Raw genomic sequence first — 19301 nt, forward strand, 5'->3', positions numbered from 1 at the left:
CCGGTTCACGGCACTACCGTTCGGGGGTCGAATGTGACGACGCCAGTAGCGCCGACCACTCCCCGGTTGAGGGTTGTGATGCTCGTCGCTGGCACCAACGTGGTCTGGCCCGTCGAGGTTCCCCAGTAGAGGAGCCACGAGCCGTATGGCAGGCCGATCTGCTGGTTTCCCGAGCCGAGGGCGCCGAACGTGTACGTCGTCGTGACGCTGCAGCCAGGATCACCGGTCAGCGGAGCCGTGGCCTGGGAGACCGCCTTGAGGTATTTGCCCGAGAGTCCGGTTACAGCCGCGATTCCCATGGGCACCGGCAGGTCGGCGGCACCACCCGGCAGGGCCGAAACGGCCGAGGGCGTGTGCCCGATAGCACCGTCCGCGGCGGGGATGATCCACCTGGCCGGGTCGGGCGACAGGCAGGTCGGTGCTGTGCCCGCCGGCGGGACGTACTTGCCCGCGATCGGCTCGTAGCCGGACGTGAACGGGTGCAGTGAAATCACCCTCGACAGCGCATTCGTAGTTGCGCTTGTCGTGTACACGCCGTATGTGCTTCGGACGGTCGTGTCGAGATTGTTGGGAATCAGGGTCGAGCCGGACGTGTAGTTGACCCCATACTTGGCGGTGAACGTTGCAGGCAGGTCGTATTGGAAGGCGACGGATGCCGCTGCACCGGCGGCGACACCAACGGTCGTCGTCGAGGTCGCCGCTTGATTGACGTCCACCGAATTGGCACGAGAGATCTTGACGTCGTAATTCCCCGGGACGACCTTGAGAACGTAACTGCAGCCCTGCGCGTCCGTGGGGTCAGGAACGTCCGTGATCGCGACGGCACCGTTGGCCGGCACCGACGGGATAGCCGTCACCGTGACTCCGGAACTGCCATTGCCCGATGCCGTCAGCACCGAGACCAGGATCGTGCCCAGGGTCGGATCGTTGATCTTGCTGCCCGGGGCGACCACGGTGTCGGAGCGGACCGGGTTCGTCGCCGCGCGCATCCCGTCCCAGGTGACGCTGACGTTCAATCGCTTGTATTGAAGCTGGCCGCCACCCGAACCGCAGTTTGCATCCACTCCGGTACTTGTGATCCAGCTGACGTCGCGGTGAAGGTGAAACGTGGTCTGATTCACGATGAGTGTCTTGTCGGTGTCGACAAGGGTGAAGACGTCGGCCGCAGCACGGTCAAGGTCGAGCTCCTGGGCCGCGAGGTTCGCTGCGACTTCGCGGGCGCGTGCATCGTTCACCAGCGCCAGAGCCAAGGTGAGCGAGTAGGCGACCGAGACGGCGATGATGGCGAACACCATCATCGCAACCAGAATCTCCACGAGAGTGAGTCCCTGATCGCGGCCTTCTCGTGCAGTGATGCGATCCCGCAGGGCTTTCATGGTTCACCTCCCTCTCATCGGGACTTGAGGCAGCGACGTTACGATCGACGTGTTAGCGCAGGACGAAAAATGTGGGGCGCCGTCAGACGGCGCCCCACAGTCGATTCAGGTTACGGCGCGGTGCATCCGGCCGGAATGGTTCCGACCAGCTTCACGGCTCCGCCGGACTCGGTGGCGTAGAAGACGGTTCCACCGGTGCTGGTGCTCTTTGCCGCGACACAGAAGGCGCTGCCGGCGCCAGCCTTGTAGGTGATCGTGGCAGTGTTCGTGCCCTTGGACGCGCCCGCGCTGATCGCAGCAGTGGTCAGGACGCTGCCGGCGACGACGGTGGCATCCGCCGGAAGCGTGCCGGTGTTCGTCTGCATGCTGACGACGGCCGTCTTGAGGTTCACGACGTCAGACTGAGCCGAGCTGTCCTTGGCGTTGTCCTGCACACCCAGGTACACCGGGATGGCAATCGCGGCGAGGATGCCGATGATGATGACGACGACGAGAAGTTCGATCAGGGTGAAGCCCTTTTCGTTCTCGTTCAGGTTCTTACGGCGGAGGTTGAGAGCGGCGAGCGCACGAGTGACCACGGTGGGATCCATTCAGTTGAGGGCGAGGAATCGGCCATCGGGCCCGATCGGACTCTAAGAGTATTTGCAGGTCATTTTCAGCGGCGACCCATGAATGAGGGGTATTGCATGCAATCTCACCCCCAGTACGAGGGCGGTTCGCGGCGTGTCCTATTTGATGGCACTCGCGATACTGAAAATCGGCATGTAGAGCGCAATGACCATACCGCCAATGATGACGCCGAGGAACGCGATCATGAGCGGTTCGATGGCGGCCGTGAGCTGCTCGGTGGAAGACTCGACCTCCTGGTCGTAGAAGTCGGCAATCTTGTTCAGCATGGTCTCGAGCGAGCCGGCGTCCTCGCCGACGGCGATCATCTGGGTGACCATCGGGGGAAAGACAGGCTGGGTCAGGAGCGGTGCTGAGATGGACTGGCCCTGGCGTACAGACTCAGCCACCTTGACCAGTGCGTTTTCGATGACCCAGTTCCCCGCGGTCTCGCCGACGATCTTGAGTGCTGGCAGGATGGGCACGCCGGCGCCGATCATGTTAGCGAAGTTGCGGCTGAATCGAGCAACGGCGATCTTCTTCAGCAGCGGGCCGAACACAGGCAGCTTGAGCATGATCGGGTCGCGGAAGCGACGCACCCTCTCGGTGTTCTTGTTTCTGCTCCACCAAACACTGAACACCACACCTCCTACGACGATCACGGGCACCACGTAGACCATGGAATGGGAGAGGTTAACCAGGATCTGGGTTGGTAGTGGTAGCCCGCCCCCGAGCCCCTTAAACATGTCGTCGAAGATCGGAACTATGAAGATGAGCATGATCATAACCGAGACGAGAGACATGATCAGCACGATCACGGGATAGGTCAGGGCTGACTTGATGGTTCCGCGCAGCTTGACCTCCTTCTCGAAGTTCGCCGCGATCGATTCGAGCGACCGATCCAGGAAACCGCCGGTCTCACCGGCCCGGATCATGTTGATCATGATCGGAGGGAACTCCCGGCCGTGCTTCGCGAAGGACTCCGAGATCGAAACGCCGGTCTCCACGTCGTCGCGCACCTGCCCGAGGATCTTGGCGAGCGGCTTGTTCTCCGTCTGCTCAGCCAGGATGTTGAGCGTTCGCAGCAGGGACAGGCCGGAGCCGATCATGGTCGCCATCTGCCGGCTCATGATCGCGAGGTCCTTGAGGCCGACGCCCTTCGTGAAACCGGGGATATTGATCTCGCGATTCAGGCCGGTGCCCTCGGCGGAGACCTTGATCGAGACGGGCGAAATACCCATGGCGCCGAGGCGCGAGGCCACGGCCCCCTCGCTCGCGGCATCCAGTTTGCCCTTGACGGTCTTCCCGTTGTTGTCGCGACCGACGTAGGCCCAGGCTTGCGCAGTCGACATCAGCGCTGCGGGATGGAGTAGGTGTCGCCGTAGTCGACGCCACCGCTCCCCATCGTGCGGGAGGAGTCGTCAGTTGTGGTGTCGGCGCGCTTGATCAGCTGCTGCAGGCTCTCCACGTCGTGGGCCTTGTCGAGGGCAGCCTGACGAGTGATCTGGCCGGAGTCGACGAGGTCGGCGAGGTGCTGGTCCATTGTGTGCATGCCCTCGGCTGCTCCGGCCTGCATCATCGAGGTGATCTGGTGGGTCTTGCCCTCGCGGATGAGGTTGGCGATGGCCGGTGTCGTGACGAGGATCTCGGTCGCGACCACGCGGCCCTTCTGGTTCGCGCGCTTGACGAGGGTCTGGCAGACCACGCCGCGGAGGGTCGCCGCGAGCTGGGTACGGATCTGTCCCTGCTGGTGCGGCGGGAACACGTCGATCATGCGGTCGATCGTCTGGGCGGCATCCTGGGTGTGCAGGGTCGCGAAGACGAGGTGGCCGGTCTCGGCGGCGGTGAGGGCCACCGAGATGGTCTCAAGGTCCCGGAGCTCACCGATCAGGATGATGTCGGGGTCCTGGCGCAGCACATGCTTGAGCGCGGCGGCGAAGCTCTTGGTGTCGTGGCCGACCTCGCGCTGGTTGACGAGCGACTTCTTGTGCTTGTGCAGGAACTCGATCGGGTCCTCGACCGTGACGATGTGGTCGGGCCTCGTGCTGTTGGCGAGGTCGACCATCGCGGCGAGGGTCGTGGACTTACCCGAACCGGTGGGCCCGGTGACCAGGACAAGGCCGCGCGGCAGCAGCGAGAATCGGCCGACGGACTCGGGCACGCCGAGTTCCTTGAGCGGCTTGATCTCGCGCGGGATGAGCCGGAAGGCTGCACCGATCGAGTTGCGCTGGTGGTAGAAGTTCACTCGGAACCGGGCGCCGGCGGCGGTGTACGCGAAGTCGAGCTCGCGGTCGTCCTCGAATCGTGCGAGGTCTGCGGGCGAGATGATGCTCTCGAGGGCCGTCCTGACTTTCTCCGGCATCCAGGCCGGGAGGCCCTCGATCGGGCGCAGGGCGCCGTCGATGCGGATCGTGGGCGGGGCGCCGACGGTGATGTGCAGGTCGGATGCCTCGAGCTCGAGCACGAGGTGGAGGGCGTCGATCAGGTCCTGGTCGGCGGGGCGTCCGTCGGGGCCGACCTGCACGGGGGAATGCGGGCGGGCGCCTTCGGTGTGGGTCTCCGGCTCGGCCTGGATCGCGGCGCGGCGACCGGCAGGGCGTGCGTTCTGCGAGACGTACGGCTGCGGCGGGGTCATCGCCGGGTCGGCGACCCGTTCCTGCTCGGCGGCGGCAGTGGGCACAACGAAGGGAACGACGAAAGGTGTCCCGGTGGGCGGCTCCATCGGCTGCGTACCCAGGGGAGTGTGCGGTGCGGCCACCGGCTGCGGGAGCGTGTACGGGGCCGCTACCGGGAGCGGAAGCGTGTAGTCGATCGCGGAACGGGGCGGTTCGGCCTGGTTCACATCGATGTCGTCGAGGTCCTCGTCAGCGGATGCCGCCGGGACCGCGAATCCCTGGAGGGGCGCCGGGGCGAAATCGGGTTCGGCGCGACGGACGCTGCGGCGTTCGAAGCCGTGGCCGCCGGTTTCGTCGATTCCGGCGCCGCGACGTTCGGCCGCCGCGCTGTCGACCGCGGCCTGGAGGCGTGCGGTGCGCTCGGCCGCGACCTGCTCGGCGGCGGTGCGCTCGGCATCCGCCTTCTCGAGGGCAGCGCTCTCGGCGGGGCCGGCCGCGATCTGGTCCCACCAGGAGACGTTCTCTCCCGGCTCGACGGCCGGAATTTCATAGATGGGCTTGTCCATGCGTTCTTTCCTTTCGGCATGCGACGAGCGCTATGCAACAACTCGCAGAATCTCTTCGATCGAGGTCAGGCCCATGCGGACCTTCTCCCAGCCGTCATCACGGAGGGAAATCATTCCCTCCGACCGGGCGGCCCGGCCGATGTCCGCGCTCGAGGCGCGGTCGACGGCGAGCCGTTCAATGTTCTCGGAGACCGTCATGACCTCGTGCACGGCGAGCCGGCCTCGGTACCCGGTCTTCGAGCAGTTCTGGCAGCCGATGGGCTGGTAGAGCACCGGCAGCGGCTGGGTCGGGTCGAACCCGAAGCGCAGCTGGTTCAGGCGCTCGACGGTGACCTCTGCGGGGGCCTTACAGCGGTCGCAGAGGCGGCGGGCGAGGCGCTGGGCGACAACGCAGTCGAGTGCGGAGCCGACGAGGAAGGGCTCGATACCCATCTCGGTCAGGCGCGTGATCGCGCTCGGGGCGTCGTTGGTGTGCAGGGTCGAGAGCACGAGGTGGCCGGTGAGCGACGCCTCGATGGCGATCTGCGCGGTCTCGTGGTCGCGGATCTCGCCGAGGAGCACGACGTCGGGGTCGCTGCGGAGGATGGACCGCAGCGCGCTCGCGAAGGTGAGCCCCGCCTTGGGGTTCACCTGTACCTGGTTGATGTCCTTCATCCGGTACTCGACGGGGTCCTCGACCGTGATCACGTTGATCTCCGGGCGGGCGACCGAGTTGAGCGTGGTGTACAGGGTGGTCGACTTGCCGGACCCGGTCGGGCCCGTGACGAGGATCATCCCGTAGGGCTTCGTGTACGACTTCCTGTACGCCTCGTAGTTGTGCTCGAGCAGGTTGAGGTCGTGCAGGTCCATCGTCGTCGAGGAGTTGTCGAGGATTCGCATGACGATCTTCTCGCCCCAGACCGTGGGCAGGGTCGCCACGCGGAGGTCGATCTGGCGGCCGGCGTGGCTGACCGACATCCGGCCGTCCTGGGGCTTCCGACGCTCGGCGATGTCGATGTCGCTCATGATCTTGAGGCGCGAGATGACGCCGTTCTGGATGCTCTTGGGCGCCCGCTGCATCTCGTGCAGCACCCCGTCGATGCGGTACCGCACCCGCAGGTTGTGCTCGGCGGGCTCGATGTGGATGTCCGAGGCCTTGTCCTGGATGGCCTGGCTGACGAGGAGGTTGACGAAGCGCACGATCGGGGCGTCGTCGTCGAGCGAGTCGGAGACCCCGAAAGCCGATGCGGCCTCGACGGTGGCCTGCTCGTCCTCCATGGTGGTGGTGAGGTTGCTGAGCTCGTCGTCGGCGCGGTGGTAGCGGGCGATCGCGGCGAGCAGGTCATTCTTCTCTGCGACAACGGGGATGACCCGCATCCGCGCGGACTCGCGCACGTCGTCGATCGCGAACACGTTGCCGGGGTCGACCATGGCGAGCACGAGGCGGCCGCCCTCGATCGCGATCGGCAGCACCTGGTGCCTGCGGCTCATTGCCGGGGTGACGAGGGCGACGGCGAGCCGGTCGACGGGGAAGTCGATCAGTTCGACGAAGGCGAGGCCGGCCTGCTCGGCGCGGGCACGGGCGAACTGCGCCTCGGTGATCACCCCGGAGTCGACGAGTGCACGCACGGCGCTTTCGTCGGCCGGGTCACCGGCCATGAGGGTGTCGAGCTTCTCGATCGGCAGCAGCCCGTGCAGGATGAGAATCTCGGTCAGTGAAGCCACGTGATCCTCCCCCGCCGGCTGAAGCTGCAGAGAACCGCGAGCGCACGCAGCAAATCTATCCACGCCCGGGAAAGTTGGTAACGCCCAACGCTAACCCCGCGTTCGAGTCCGGGACAGACCCACGATCAGGGGGTGCGGAGCTTTCCGACCGGCGAAACCGTCAGCATCCGGGTACCCGTGGACTCGACGACGAGGGAAGCTACGTCGTCGCGGCCGGGCGGGAGGAGCCGCGCGGTGAGGCGACCGGCGTCGAGCAGATCGAGCTGGCCGGCGACGATGTCCGCGACCGCGGCGAGCGCCTCGGGGGGCCGTCCGCCGGAGTCGTCGAGCAGGGTGACGTCGACGCCGCGGAGCCGTGCGGCGCGGGCGGCGGTGATCACGGGTTCGACGAAGAGCGTCCTGGCCCGGATGGCGTCGCGCAGGGTGGCCTCGACGATGAGGCACTCGGCGCGGAGCGGCGGATCGAGGTCTTCCCCGCCGGCCAGGCGCTCGAGGGCAGGCCGGGCGAGCGCGTTCACTCGGGCGAGTTCCGATTCCCGTTCGGTGACACCCGCTTCGGCGCTCGCGGTCGTCGCGATGGAGACCGCGCGCTCCCGGTTGAGCACGGCGAGGGTGCGGGTCGAACGGGTGAGCCCGACGGCGAAGACCGCCCCGGCGAGCAGGGTGGCGGCGTGCCGCACCACGAGGGTGAGGCCGTCGGCGACGCCCAGCCCGTTCAGAAGCGCCCAGCCGAGGCCGACCGCGACGAGCAGGCCGTAGCCGGCCCAGGCCGGGCCGGGCCGTCCGCGGGTGGCGAGGAGGACGAGCAGCAGGGTGACGGCACCGAACGCCCAGTGCGCGAACGGCTGGGCGGATGCGGGGGCGACGGCTGCCGAGGCGAGCGCGGCCCCCGCGGTGGCGAGCAGGATCACCACGACAGGGGCCCGGCGGGGAATCGGGTCGGGGACGATGACCAGGAGCCACGCCGCGGCGGCGACGATCAGGAGCAGGCCGAGGGCGGTGAGGGGCCGGCCTGCGGCGGGGCCGGGGTCTCCGAAGGCGAGGAGCAGGTGCACCGCGGCGAAGACGGTAAGGAGGACGAGGGCGAGGCTCCGCGGCAGGGTGACGAGCAGCGGGATGGCTGCGGGCGTTGCCGGGGTTCCCGGGGCGACCGGCATGGCCAGCGTTGTCGCCTCCGGCGTCCAGGAGACCACGACCTCGGCGCCGGCGCCCGGCCGCGACCAGACCGTGGCCGCCCCTCCCGCCACGCGGCGCATCCGCTCGACGATGCTGCGGGCGATGCCGAGGCGTTCGGCCGGGACGCTCGCGGGATCGAAGCCGACCCCGTCGTCGCGGACGGTGATGCGGAGGCCGGGGCCCTGCATCCGTGCGGTGACGCTGCGTTGCACCGGGCGGTCAAGGCCGACCCCCGCAGCGACCCGGGAATTGCGCAGGGCCTCGCCGACGGCGCCGAGCAGGGCCGTCGCGGCTGCGGCCGTCACTACTGAGCGGTCGTCGAGGTCGGAGTTGACGACGGCGTCGGGCGTGATCTGCGCGGCGAGGGCTTCGAGTCGTCGGGTCAGTTCCGGGCCGGGGACGAGCTGCCCCGGGGCGCGGTCCCTGACCGCGTCGAGGCGCACGAGGGTGGTGGCGGCGTGCTCGGCGAGGGCTGCGGCCGGAATGCCGCCGCGGCCGGCCATCAACAGGGTGGAGATGACGCTGTCGTGCACGAGCGCGTCGATCGCCACGCGCTCGCGGCTGCGGGCCACTCCCGCCGCGGCGGCAGCGATGTCCGCCCGGGTGGCGACCGTCGCAGTGTCGACCCGGACGGCATTGCGGCGGGCCGCCATCATCAGCCCGAGGAAGACGCCCACGAGGAGCATCGAGTAGACGGCGTCTTCGAGGCCGACGAGGACCGGCTGGGGATCCGTCGATGTCGCGGCGCGGACGAGGCCGCTGAGCGCGCAGACGACGACGAGATAGGCCCAGCCGACGCGGTCGCGGGTGGCGACGCCGACGGCGAGGACGGGCACCCCGGTGAAGGTCAGGGCCCAGGGGATGTCCGCGCCGGCCGGGAGCGGGGTGGCCCGGAACGACAACCAGAAGACGAGGATGGCGAGGAACACGACACCCTCGGCGAGCGCGATCCGGCGCAGCAACCTCAGCGACGCCCGCCGGGAGAGCACACCGAGCGCGACGGGCAGCCCGAAGACGAGGGCCCAGATCAGGATCGCGGGAAGGGGTCGCGGCGCCCAGACCTGACTGAGGAAGGAGCCCAGGCTGAGGAGGCAGAACACCACCGCGGTGGGACCGATCGACGTATAGAGCACCCGGGCGAGGCGCTCGGCGGCGGTCAGGCCGGCGAGCGGGCGCCGGCCGCGCCTCACGGCTGGCCGGGGACCGGCAGGATGCCGTCTTCGAGGGCCCGCTTGTACAGGTCGATCTTCGTGTTGGCCGGGCGTCCGACGCGCTGGTATTTCGAACGGACCCGGCGGATGTAGTCGATCACGGTCGCCTCGGCGAGGCCGGTGCGGGCGGCGACGAGCGGGGCCTTCGCGCCGGCCGCGTAGAGGGAGAGCACTTCGCGTTCCCGCGGGCTGAGCCCGGCGTCGTTGAGCTCGGGGTCGCCGTCGAGGGCGGCAGCCCACTCGGTCGAGGGGATCGGCTCCCCGGCGGCGGCGCGGAGCACCGCGTCGAGCAGCACCGCCGTCGGTTCGGACTTGCGCACCACGCCGAGCACCCCGCTGCGGGCGGCCGTGCGCATCAGCACGGCGTCGTCGCCCGCGGTGAAGGCGAGGACGGCCGAACCGGCGGAGCGCAGCCGGTCGACGTTGTCGCCGACGGCCGAATCGTCGGACAGCCGCAGGTCGAGGATCACGAGGTCGACCGGGTGGCTGGCCTGCGCGGTCGATTCGAGCAGTTCGGTCACCGAAGCGACCGTTGCGACGACCTGGATCTCCGGGAGCGCCCCGAAGAGGGCGGCGAAACCGCGCGCGACGATCTCGTGGTCATCGATCAAGGCAATGCGATAGCTGGGCACGAGAAACTTTCGGTCAGGCCGTACGGGGACGGCGCCTGCGGTGCGGTGAAGCTGGATGGTGTTCCTGCCGCCGGCGTGCGTGTTCGGGTGCCACCGGAAGTGACGGCTTTTCGACGGTGATGTGCTGGTCCTAGGGTGAAACCGGGGGAACGCGCCGGGGGGCATGTGGGGCGCTCGCAGTCTCGCCAGGGACGAGGTCTTCTGGAGAGACAGCCGGGCGCCCCCTCCCCTCGTTCATGGCCCGATGGCCGAGGCGCCCGCCGCTCTCCTCGAGGTAGCAGGAGCCGCACAGGGACTCATAGGTGACGAAGGCCCCGTCGATCGCGACCTGGTCGCCAGCGAAGACGAAGCGCCCGTCGATCTTGCGGCCGTTGAAGACGGCCTTGCGCCCGCAGCGGCAGATGGTCTTGAGTTCTTCGAGGCTGTGCGCGATCTCGAGCAGGCGGCGGCTGCCGGGGAACGCGACGGTCTGGAAGTCGGTGCGGATCCCGTACGCCAGGACGGGGATGTTCTCGAGGATCGCGATGCGGAGCAAGTCGTCGACCTGGGCCTCGGTGAGGAACTGCGCCTCGTCGACGAGGAGGGCGCTGACGTCGAGCCCGTCGCGGGCCACGACCTCAGCGCGGTGCTCCTGGAAGAGGGCGTAGGCATCCGTCTCAGGGGTGAGCAGGAAGTCGACGCCGCGCGTCACACCGAGGCGCGAGAGGATGCCCCGATCACCTTTGGTGTCGACAGACGGCTTGGCGAGCAGCACACGATGGCCGCGCTCCTCGTAGTTGTATGCGGCCTGGAGCATCGACGTGCTCTTGCCGCTGTTCATCGCTCCATAGCGAAAGTACAGTTTTGCCACGGTACCTGGAATCCCCCTCTGCGCCACCCGGCGCGTTCGTCTGCCCCGGGTCAGTTCAGCGTACTGGGCGTGCGACGCGTCGGCGTTCGGGGCCGTGTTCCGCGTCGAACTCGAGCGTCACGAGCGGACGACGACCGGATGCCCGGCTCGTGGAGACCCGCACCCGCCCGAACACCACGTGCAGGACGCCGAGGTAGGGCCGCAGCAGGGCGCGAACGGCCCGGGCGGGCAGGTCGATGCCGACCTGGATCGTGACCTGGTCGAGCCGGGGGGCGGATGCCGGGGCGCCGGCGCCCGCGGGCATCTCGCGCCGGGGTCCGCGGTCGGGGATCGTGCGGAGCGGGGAGGTGCTCAGCGGGATCTCGGACGTCGTGGTGAGCGGCGACCGGGTCAGGGCCGGCCGCGGGGACCCGGTGCCGCGGAACTCGTCGCCCGCGGTGACCTGAACGACGAGGCTGCAGGGGTCGAAGCCCGGCGCCGAGCAGAGGGCGCCGAGCAGGGCCGCGGTCGCGGCGCGCTGGTCGGTATGGAAGGCGGCGGCGCGGCGGTCGGGATCGGCGACCACGAGCAGCGGGGTGATGCCGCGGGCCAGGAGTGCCGCGCGCTCCCTCGCGATGGCCGCGTCGAGCCAGGTCTTGTCGAGCTCGCGAAGGAGCGCCTTGCGCACGTCGGCGGCGAGCGCACCGGCCCGGGTGATGTCGGCCTTGGTGATCTCGCCGCGATCGAGGACCTCGGTGAGCAGCGGGAGCACGCCGGCGGCGAGTTCGGTGCGCTGCTGCTCGACGACGGCCCTGACCACGCGGGCCCTGGTCTCCTCGGTGCGCTCGATGATCGCACGGCGGGCATCCGTCTGCCAGGCCAGTAGTGAGCCGACGAGGCGACGGGAGTATGCGGCCCCGGCGAGCGCGGGAGCGAGGACCTGGGTGACCGCGACGGCGGCGAAGACGACGGGGGCGACGTCGATGGAGTGGAAGGGCGCCTGCACCCAGGTCACCGCGGCGACGACGAGCGCGAGGACCCCGGCGGAGGCCGCGATCTGGCGCCACGGCCGGTAGGGGGCGAGGCCGAGCAGGAGGAGGCCGATCGCGACGGGACCGAAGTCGTCCTGGATCAGGGCGTTGTGGTTCCAGCGGGAGGCCTGTTCGAGCAGGTAGGCGGCGAGGGCGAGCACGGCGATGGCCACGTGCGCGGCGGCGCGGAACGGTGCGTTTCTCGGGCGGGAGGCGAGGACGAGCAGGATCGCGGCGAGGGTGACGGCCGCGATCGCGAGGGAGCCCAGGAGCGCGTTGCCGGTCTGGCCGGCCTGGGTGATCGTGGCCGTGACTGCGGAGACCGTGACGATCGCGGCGATCGCCGGCGCGAGCGGCCACGCGGCGAGGGCTCCGAGCGGATCGAGCTGCTGCTGGGTCAGGGAGCTGCGGCTCATAGCGGCCAGCCGATCCCGGCGTCGCTCGCGGTGTCGCCGGCCGGATCGGATGCCGGGCCGCTTGCCGCACCGGTGCCGGGCCGTTCGACGGCGTCACCGGGAGGCGCAGGCACCGTCAGGAGCACGGAAGTGCCCGCACCGGGACGGGTCATGATCGTGACCGAGCCGCCGAGGCGCTCGATCCGGCGGCGCACCGCCTGGCGAAGGCCGAGGCGGTCGGCGCCGGTCTCCGATTCCGTGAAGCCGCGGCCGGCATCCATCACCATCACCGAGAGATCGTGGTCGGTGGATTCGATGACGACCTCGGCGGAGACGATGCCGGCGTGCAGGATGACGTTGATCAGGCACTGCTGCACGGCGAGGCCGAGCTCGCGGTCGGCGACCGCGTCGAGGCGGCCGAGGGCGGCGCGCTCCCCCGTGACCTCGACGACGAGGCCGCGGTCACGGCAGCGTTCGATCGCGGAGTAGACGGCACTGTCGAGCCAGCCGTCCGGTCCGGAAAGTCGCTCGTCGGAGTCGGTGAGCCAGCTGGTGCCGTGCAGGGTGTCCACGGTCTCACGGATGCCTGCGGCCAGGTGCGGGCCGAGTGGCCCGGGGTGGGCGTGCACGAGCGCGACAAGCTGGTTGAGCGTGGTGTCCTGGCTGAGGGCGACCGCGCGCACGTCGAGTTCGTGCCGCAGCAGCCGGGACTGGTCCTCCTGCAGCGCCCGGTGCATGGCGAGCTGGACGGGACGGTGCCGGCGCCGGCCGAGGCCGCTCACGAGCATCACCCCGACGAGGAAGAGGTACGTCGACACCGTGAACGCATCGGGGTGATAGGGCACCCCGGTTTCGAGGGCGGCGAGGACGGTCACGGTTTCGGCGAGGATGAAGCCGGCGGTGCCCCAGAGCACGCCCACGAGGGCGCCCGTTCCGACGCCGCCGACCATCAGCAGCGCCATCTTCGGCATGGACACGAGAAAGACGTCCGAGCTGTGGAAGAGCTCGGGCAGCCCGAGCAGGGTGACGCTGACGACGTAGGTGACGACGGAGCCGACGAGAAGGTAGGCGACCGAGAGCAGCACGGTGCGGTGGCGGGACAGGAGGAAGAGGAGGATCGCCATCGAGAGGATCCCGATCAGGCTCACGCCGATCTGCGCGCTCGGGTGGCTGATGCCGAGAACGGCGATCGAGACGAGGGCACCGACCAGGCAGGTGAGGCCGAACCAGTGCGTGGCCTGGGCCAGGGCACGCCCGACCGAGGTACCGACCAGATGGTCGGGGAGGCCTAGGGTCATTGCCGCTCCGTTCTCCGTCGATTATCGCATCCGGTGGAGTCCTTCTGGCGTGACGGGTCGCGAATCGAGGTTCGCGTGGGCGTTGAACGTCGATCTGCGACACCTCAGCCGGGGCGGGGGCGCAGCGAGGCATCCGCTGTGCGGAGCCGCAGTTCAGAACAGGGTCGGGTGCAGCTCAGGCGGGAGCTCGCCCGCAATGAGCAACCCCGGGCCGGGCACGGGCCGGCCAGGGAACGCAGGGACGGCGGGCGCGGGGCGGGCGAGCGCGCGGGAGCGGACGCCGCCGGTGACGGGATCCTCGATCCCGTGCTCGAGCCCGTGCGCCCGGATCAGCGGCTTGATCCGGAGCGCGAGCCATTGCCGGTAGCCCTTGGGTGCGTAGGCGTTACGACCGTAGAGCTCGTGGTAGCGGGGCACGAGGTCGGGGTGGTCCCTCGCGAGCCACTGCATGAACCAGTCGCGCACCCCCGGCCGCAGGTGCAGCGCGGTGTACATCACGTCGGAGGCCCCGGCAGCCTTCGCCTGGCGGAGGGCGTCGTCGAGGTGCGCCCGGGTGTCGGTGAGGAACGGCAGGATCGGCATCATGAACACGGAGCAGCGCAGGCCGCGCTCCCGGATGGCGGTCACCGTGGCGAGGCGCGCCGCCGTGGATGGCGTGCCCGGCTCGACCGCTGACTGCAGCTCGTCGTCGTAGATCGCGATCGAGAGGGCGAGGTCGACGGGCACGAGCGTGCTCGCCTCCACGAGCAGATCGAGGTCGCGCCGGATCAGGGTGCCTTTGGTCAGGATCGAGAGCGGGGTGCCGGAGTCGGCGAGCGCCGCGATGACGCCCGGCATCAGCCGGTAGCGACCCTCTGCACGCTGGTAGGGATCGGTGTTGGTGCCGAGCGCGACGGCGTTGCGCTCCCAGGCGGGCCTGGCGAGCTCCTTGCGGAGAACCTCCGCGACGTTGACCTTCACGATGATCTCGTTGTCGAAGTCCTTGCCGGCGTCGAGGTCGAGGTACGTGTGCGTGTTGCGGGCAAAACAGTTGTGGCTGATGACCCCGTTCGCAATGAAGTCGCCGGTCCCGGTCGTGATGTCGATCATGTCCATCGTGGTCCCCAGGTCCTCGACGGACACGACCTGAAGTAAAGCCGCGGACTTCACGGCTGCACCGGCGATGGACAGCTTCCGGTCAATGGCGGGCCCTACGAGCCCGAAACCCATGAGTTTGTTGTTCTCGGTCAGGTAGGGACGTTGACCGTCCCCGCGCATGGCGCGGGTGACGAACCTCCACCCTCGCTCGGTGAGGAAGCGGTGATCTCCGCTGGCCACGAGCTCGGTGCCGTCAGCGAGGGTGACGCGGTAGCCGCGCTTCCGGGTGTCCCAGGAAGCGAGCACTTTGGTCTGCACATACCGCCGGTAGGCGCCGACGGTCTCCGTGCCCATGATCGCATCGCCAACCCTGACCTCCCAGAGTGGCTTCTGCCGTCCGTCGGCCATCAGGATAAGCGTTTCCGGGCTCAGGCAGTATGTGCACGCATGGGAGCAGCCTCGGTAGGCGTTGATCGTCCAGCCGAACGGCATGGCGCTCTGGCCGGGCACCCGGTTGAGCGCGGACTTGGCCAGGATCTCGTGGAAGGTGATCCCCGCGAACTCGGGGGTGCGCACGCTCCGCACCAGGTTGTTCAGCCGGGCAAGGCCGGGAAGCGCGCCCGCTTGTTCCGTCGTGAGTTCCTGCCCGCTCCACCGCATGCATACATTCGAACACACGTTCGATACTTGCGCAAGGGTGACGCGGCATCCGCCCTCACCGATTCGACGGAGATCGTGCCCGACTCCGTCGGATCGGTCAGGGGTTGGGGATCGGTCAGGGGTTGGTGAGGTGCAGGGTCGCGGCGGTCGCGGCGAGGGAGGCTGCGGCGCGGGCGGGGTCGTCCGACAGGGTCGTGCCGAGGCTCGGGATCAGTTCGCGGAGTCGCGGTTCCCAGGCCGGGTACTGCTCGGGGAAGCAGCGCTTGAGCAAGTCGACCATGATCGGAGCCGCGGTCGATGCCCCGGGGGATGCCCCGAGCAGGCCGGCGATGCTGCCGTCGGCCGAGGTGATGACCTCGGTTCCGAATTGCAGCACTCCGCCCTCCTTCGGGTCCTTCTTCATCACCTGGACACGCTGGCCCGCGGTGATGAGCTCCCAGTCGGCCATCTTCGCCGTCGGCATGAACTCCTGCAGGGCCTTGAGCTTGACGGTGCGGGACGCGAAGACCTCGCCGAAGAGGTACTTCATCAGGCCGACGTTGTGCCGGGCGACGGCGAGCATCGGGCCGATGTTGTGCCCACGGACAGAGAAGGGGAGGTCGAACCAGGTGCTCGACTTGAGGAACTTGGGGGTGAACCCCGCGAAGGGCCCGAACAGCAGCGAGGCCTCCCCCTCGACGTGGCGGGTGTCGAGGTGCGGGACCGACATCGGCGGGGCGCCGACGGCGGCCTTGCCGTAAACCTTGGCCTGGTGCTGGGCAACGACCGCGGGATTGGTCGTGCGCAGGAACTGGCCGCTGATCGGGAACCCGCCGAAGCCGCGTGCCTCGGGGATGCCGCTTTGCTGCAGCAGGGCGAGCGCGCCGCCGCCGGCACCCACGAACACGAAGCGGGCCTTCACCGTGCTGGGGTGCCCGCCGACGAGGCGCCGGAGGTTCAGCCGCCAGGTGCCGTCCGCCAGCTTCTTCAGGCCGGTGACCTGCTGGTTGACGTGGACGCCGACACCCTTGGCTGCGAGGTCGTCGAAGAGGTAGCGGGTGAGTGCGCCGAAGTCGACATCGGTGCCCGAGGCGATCCGGGTCGCGGCGATGCGCTGATTCTTCGGGCGGTTCTTCGTGAGCAGCGGGGTCCAGGTGCCGATGACGGCCGGGTCTTCGCTGTATTCCATCCCGTGGAAGAGCGGCTGGTCCTTGAGCGCCGCGAACCGTTTGCGCAGGTATTCGACGTTGGACTTGCCGTGCACGAACGTCATGTGCGGCGTCGAGTTGATGAACTTCGTCGGTTCGGGCAGAACGCCGTCGATGACCAGGGACGACCAGAGCTGGCGGCTGATCTGGAACTGCTCATTGATGCTCACGGCCTTGTCGGCGGTGACGCTTCCGTCGCTCGCCTGGGGCATGTAGTTGAGCTCGCACAGGGCAGCGTGACCGGTCCCCGCGTTGTTCCAGGGGTTCGAGCTCTCCTGGGCGACCTCGCCGAGGCGCTCGTAGACCTCGATACTCCAGTCGGGCTGCACCTGTTTGATCAAGGTGCCGAGAGTGGCGCTCATGACGCCGCCACCAATAAGTACGACATCAACCTGCGCCATTGGATTCACACGTTCGAGTGTAACGCCGCGCGCACGGGCGCCTGACCGCGTCCGATACCGCCGATCACCCCGGACTGGGGGCGAAATGGGACACCAAAACGGAACAAAGATCCGTCAGACGATACTCCTGCGTAACATATCTGTATAACCCCCCCGATAGGGTGGGTTCGTGCATTCGTCCGGCTCGCGTACAGGTCTCGTCCTCGGCATCATCGCCCTGGCGGTGCCCGTGCTTGCCCTCGGCACTTTCGTCAGCGCTTTCGCCCTGCAGGTACCCGGAGGTCAGACCGTGAACCCGCTGGCAACCACCTCGTTCTACGTTAATCCGTCCTCCTCGGCGGCGCAGGCCGCAGCGGATGCAGCCGAAAGGTTCGGGGCGACCTCGGCAGAGGCGACGGCGCTGGGCCGGCTCGCCGCCCAGCCCGCGGCGATCTGGCTGACGCCGGAGAAGTATCCGCTCGACACGGTCGGCGAAGAGGTCGCGACCATCACAGATGCCGCGATCAAGGACGGGAAGACAGCCGTCTTCGTTCTCTACGGAATCCCCAACCGGGACTGCGGCAACTTCTCGGCCGGCGGGCTCTCGGTGCTCGAATACCCCGGCTGGGTGCAGGCGATCGCGACGAGCCTGACGTTGCGCGAGGCCGTCGTGATCCTCGAGCCCGATGCCCTCTCCCTCGCCACCCAGTGCAACAACGTCGAGGAGCGGGTTCACGAGGTGCACACCGCGGTCGACCTCCTCGCACCCACGCGCGCAACGGTCTACCTCGACGCCGGCCACTCCGAATGGATCGCCCCGTCCGCGATGGCCGGGCTGCTCAACCGCTCGGGCATCGCCTCCGTGCGCGGTTTCGCGACGAACGTGTCCAACTACATGGACTCCGTGGCCGAGCACGCGTATGCACAGCAGGTCTCCGACCTCACCAACGGCGCCCACTACGTGATCGACACCTCCCGCAACGGTGCGGGCTCGAACGGCGAGTGGTGCAATCCCCCCGGCCGCGCCCTCGGCGTCCTGCCCTCCGTCGTCTCGAACCAGGGCGCCCAGGATGCGAACCTCTGGATCAAGCAGCCGGGCGAGAGCGACGGAACCTGCAACGGCGGCCCCACGGCAGGGGACTGGTGGAACGCCCAGGCACTCGCGCTCACCAAGGCCGCCGGATGGTAAGCCCCGGTGCCGCCCGCACTCCCCTCGACAGCACACCGTTCATTGTTCGTTTTCGGTCGCAGGCCGAAGCAGCTAGGAGATAGATCATGGAAACAACGGAGAGTGAGCGGCGCGTTGCTGTCATCATCGAGGACGACGACGATATCCGTCATCTCCTCGAGGCCGTGCTGACCCAGGCCGGTTTCGACGCAATCGCGACGAGCAACGGTGTCGACGGCGTGCGCGCGGTGCGGGCGTACGACCCGATCGTCACTACCCTCGACGTGAGCATGCCGGGTATGGACGGCCTCGAGACCGCGAAGCGCATTCGCGCCTTCAGCTCGACCTACATCGTGATGCTCACCGCGCGCGACGAGGAAATCGACACCCTGCAGGGCCTGGAGGCCGGCGCAGACGACTATATGACCAAGCCGTTCCGCCCGCGCGAACTGCGCGCCAGGATCGACGCCATGATGCGTCGTCCCCGTCAGGCCCTCGTCTCACCGTCTTCGACCTATGCGGATGCCCCGTCTGCGGACGCTTCCGACGACTCCGGCTTCCCGGCAGCGCCGGCCGAGTATGCGACCTCAGAGCACGCCACCACCGACTACGCGCAGGCCGCATCCGCGCCGGAATACGCGCAGGCCCCTCCGGTCGAGTACCGGCCGGCCACAGCGGCTCCGCACTACCAGCAGCCGCCCGTTGCGCAGCCGACGACCTACCAGCAGGCCCCGCAGCAGCCGCAGGCACCGCAGTACCAGCAGGCGCCGCCCGCGCAGTACCAGCAGGCGCCACCGCAGCAGGCCGCGCCGCCCGTGCAGTATCAGCAGGCCCCACCGCCCGGATACGTCCCCGGGCCGTCCGGCTGGGTCCCCGCCCCGGTCGAGTATGCGCCGGCGCCCCCGCAGGGCTGGGCGCCCGCCCCGACGCCCGAGGCTCCCCCGGTGGCCCAGCCGCAGGCATCCGCCCCCTCGAACGCGCTCGCACTCATCGCGCCGCAGCCCGCCGTTCCGGACGCCGCGGACTGGATGGAGCACAACGGCCTGCGCCTGAGCCCGGAAATGCGTCTCGCGGTACTCGGCACGGCGGAGCTCGACCTCACCCGCACCGAATTCGACCTGCTCGCCGCGTTGCTCGACTCCAAGCGCCGCGTGCGCAGCAAGGCGGACCTCGCGCTCCTCCTGCGCGGCGAAAGCTACGTGACCGCGTACTACGTGAACGAGGCCGACAAGCGTGCCGTCGAAGCGCACATGGGCAATCTGCGCCGCAAGCTCGGCGACAGCCTCACCACCCCGCGCTGGCTCGAGACCGTGCGCGGCGTCGGTTACCGGCTGGCGGCTTCCGAAGACGACTGAGGCCCGGCTCTCCGCCGGAACTCCGCAGGGGCGGG

14 protein-coding genes are annotated in these 19301 nt (G+C 68.8%); 2 read left to right on the forward strand and 12 right to left on the reverse strand.

Features of this window, described 5'->3' with window-relative positions:
- Window positions 1–5: 5 nt before the first annotated feature.
- The 12 genes from E3O46_RS10250 to E3O46_RS10310 form a co-directional block, all read right to left on the reverse strand.
- On the reverse strand, window positions 6–1376 hold the full coding sequence (locus E3O46_RS10250; protein WP_134561645.1) for a type IV pilus modification PilV family protein: 1371 nt from the start codon (window positions 1374–1376) through the stop codon (window positions 6–8).
- A 110-nt stretch (window positions 1377–1486) separates the two neighbouring features.
- Entirely contained in the window at window positions 1487–1954 is a 468-nt protein-coding gene (locus E3O46_RS18865) for a type II secretion system protein (protein WP_277612973.1), read from the reverse strand.
- A 150-nt stretch (window positions 1955–2104) separates the two neighbouring features.
- Complete coding sequence (locus E3O46_RS10260; RefSeq protein WP_166791058.1) at window positions 2105–3334, reverse strand: type II secretion system F family protein; 1230 nt, start codon at window positions 3332–3334, stop codon at window positions 2105–2107.
- Window positions 3334–5163: a type IV pilus twitching motility protein PilT gene (locus E3O46_RS10265; RefSeq protein ID WP_241987384.1), complete on the reverse strand. Its 1830-nt coding sequence runs from the start codon at window positions 5161–5163 to the stop codon at window positions 3334–3336. The genes E3O46_RS10260 and E3O46_RS10265 overlap by 1 nt, the downstream gene beginning before the upstream one ends.
- Window positions 5164–5193: 30 nt before the next feature.
- Complete coding sequence (locus tag E3O46_RS10270; RefSeq protein ID WP_134449871.1) at window positions 5194–6867, reverse strand: GspE/PulE family protein; 1674 nt, start codon at window positions 6865–6867, stop codon at window positions 5194–5196.
- Window positions 6868–6992: 125 nt separating this feature from the next.
- A complete protein-coding gene (locus E3O46_RS10275) occupies window positions 6993–9233 on the reverse strand; it encodes a hypothetical protein (protein WP_134561646.1) in 2241 nt (746 codons plus the stop codon).
- Window positions 9230–9865 (reverse strand): response regulator, encoded by a 636-nt coding sequence (locus tag E3O46_RS10280; protein ID WP_241987385.1) that lies wholly within the window; start codon window positions 9863–9865, stop codon window positions 9230–9232. Before E3O46_RS10280 ends, E3O46_RS10275 begins: the two co-directional genes overlap by 4 nt.
- Window positions 9866–10016: 151 nt before the next feature.
- Window positions 10017–10736 (reverse strand): thymidine kinase, encoded by a 720-nt coding sequence (locus E3O46_RS10285; RefSeq protein ID WP_134561647.1) that lies wholly within the window; start codon window positions 10734–10736, stop codon window positions 10017–10019.
- 55 nt (window positions 10737–10791) lie between these two features.
- Window positions 10792–12162, reverse strand: a complete 1371-nt coding sequence (locus tag E3O46_RS10290) for a hypothetical protein (protein WP_134561648.1) — start codon at window positions 12160–12162, stop codon at window positions 10792–10794.
- A complete protein-coding gene (locus E3O46_RS10295; protein ID WP_134449866.1) occupies window positions 12159–13439 on the reverse strand; it encodes a sensor histidine kinase in 1281 nt (426 codons plus the stop codon). Before E3O46_RS10295 ends, E3O46_RS10290 begins: the two co-directional genes overlap by 4 nt.
- A gap of 153 nt (window positions 13440–13592) precedes the next feature.
- Complete coding sequence (locus tag E3O46_RS18480; RefSeq protein ID WP_194088516.1) at window positions 13593–15176, reverse strand: Rv2578c family radical SAM protein; 1584 nt, start codon at window positions 15174–15176, stop codon at window positions 13593–13595.
- Between the two features lie 115 nt (window positions 15177–15291).
- Window positions 15292–16764 carry a malate:quinone oxidoreductase gene (locus E3O46_RS10310; protein ID WP_134558079.1) on the reverse strand — a complete coding sequence of 491 codons (1473 nt, stop codon included), beginning with the start codon at window positions 16762–16764 and terminating at the stop codon, window positions 15292–15294.
- A 169-nt stretch (window positions 16765–16933) separates the two neighbouring features.
- Between E3O46_RS10310 and E3O46_RS10315 the strand changes: the two genes are divergently transcribed.
- On the forward strand, window positions 16934–17932 hold the full coding sequence (locus tag E3O46_RS10315; RefSeq protein ID WP_134558019.1) for a glycoside hydrolase family 6 protein: 999 nt from the start codon (window positions 16934–16936) through the stop codon (window positions 17930–17932).
- Window positions 17933–18018: 86 nt separating this feature from the next.
- Window positions 18019–19266, forward strand: coding sequence for a winged helix-turn-helix transcriptional regulator (locus tag E3O46_RS18930; RefSeq protein WP_134558020.1), 1248 nt, complete (start codon window positions 18019–18021; stop codon window positions 19264–19266).
- Window positions 19267–19301 lie beyond the last annotated feature (35 nt).

This window comes from Cryobacterium glucosi (genome assembly GCF_004402235.1).
In the GTDB taxonomy this organism is placed as follows: Bacteria; Actinomycetota; Actinomycetes; order Actinomycetales; family Microbacteriaceae; genus Cryobacterium; species Cryobacterium glucosi.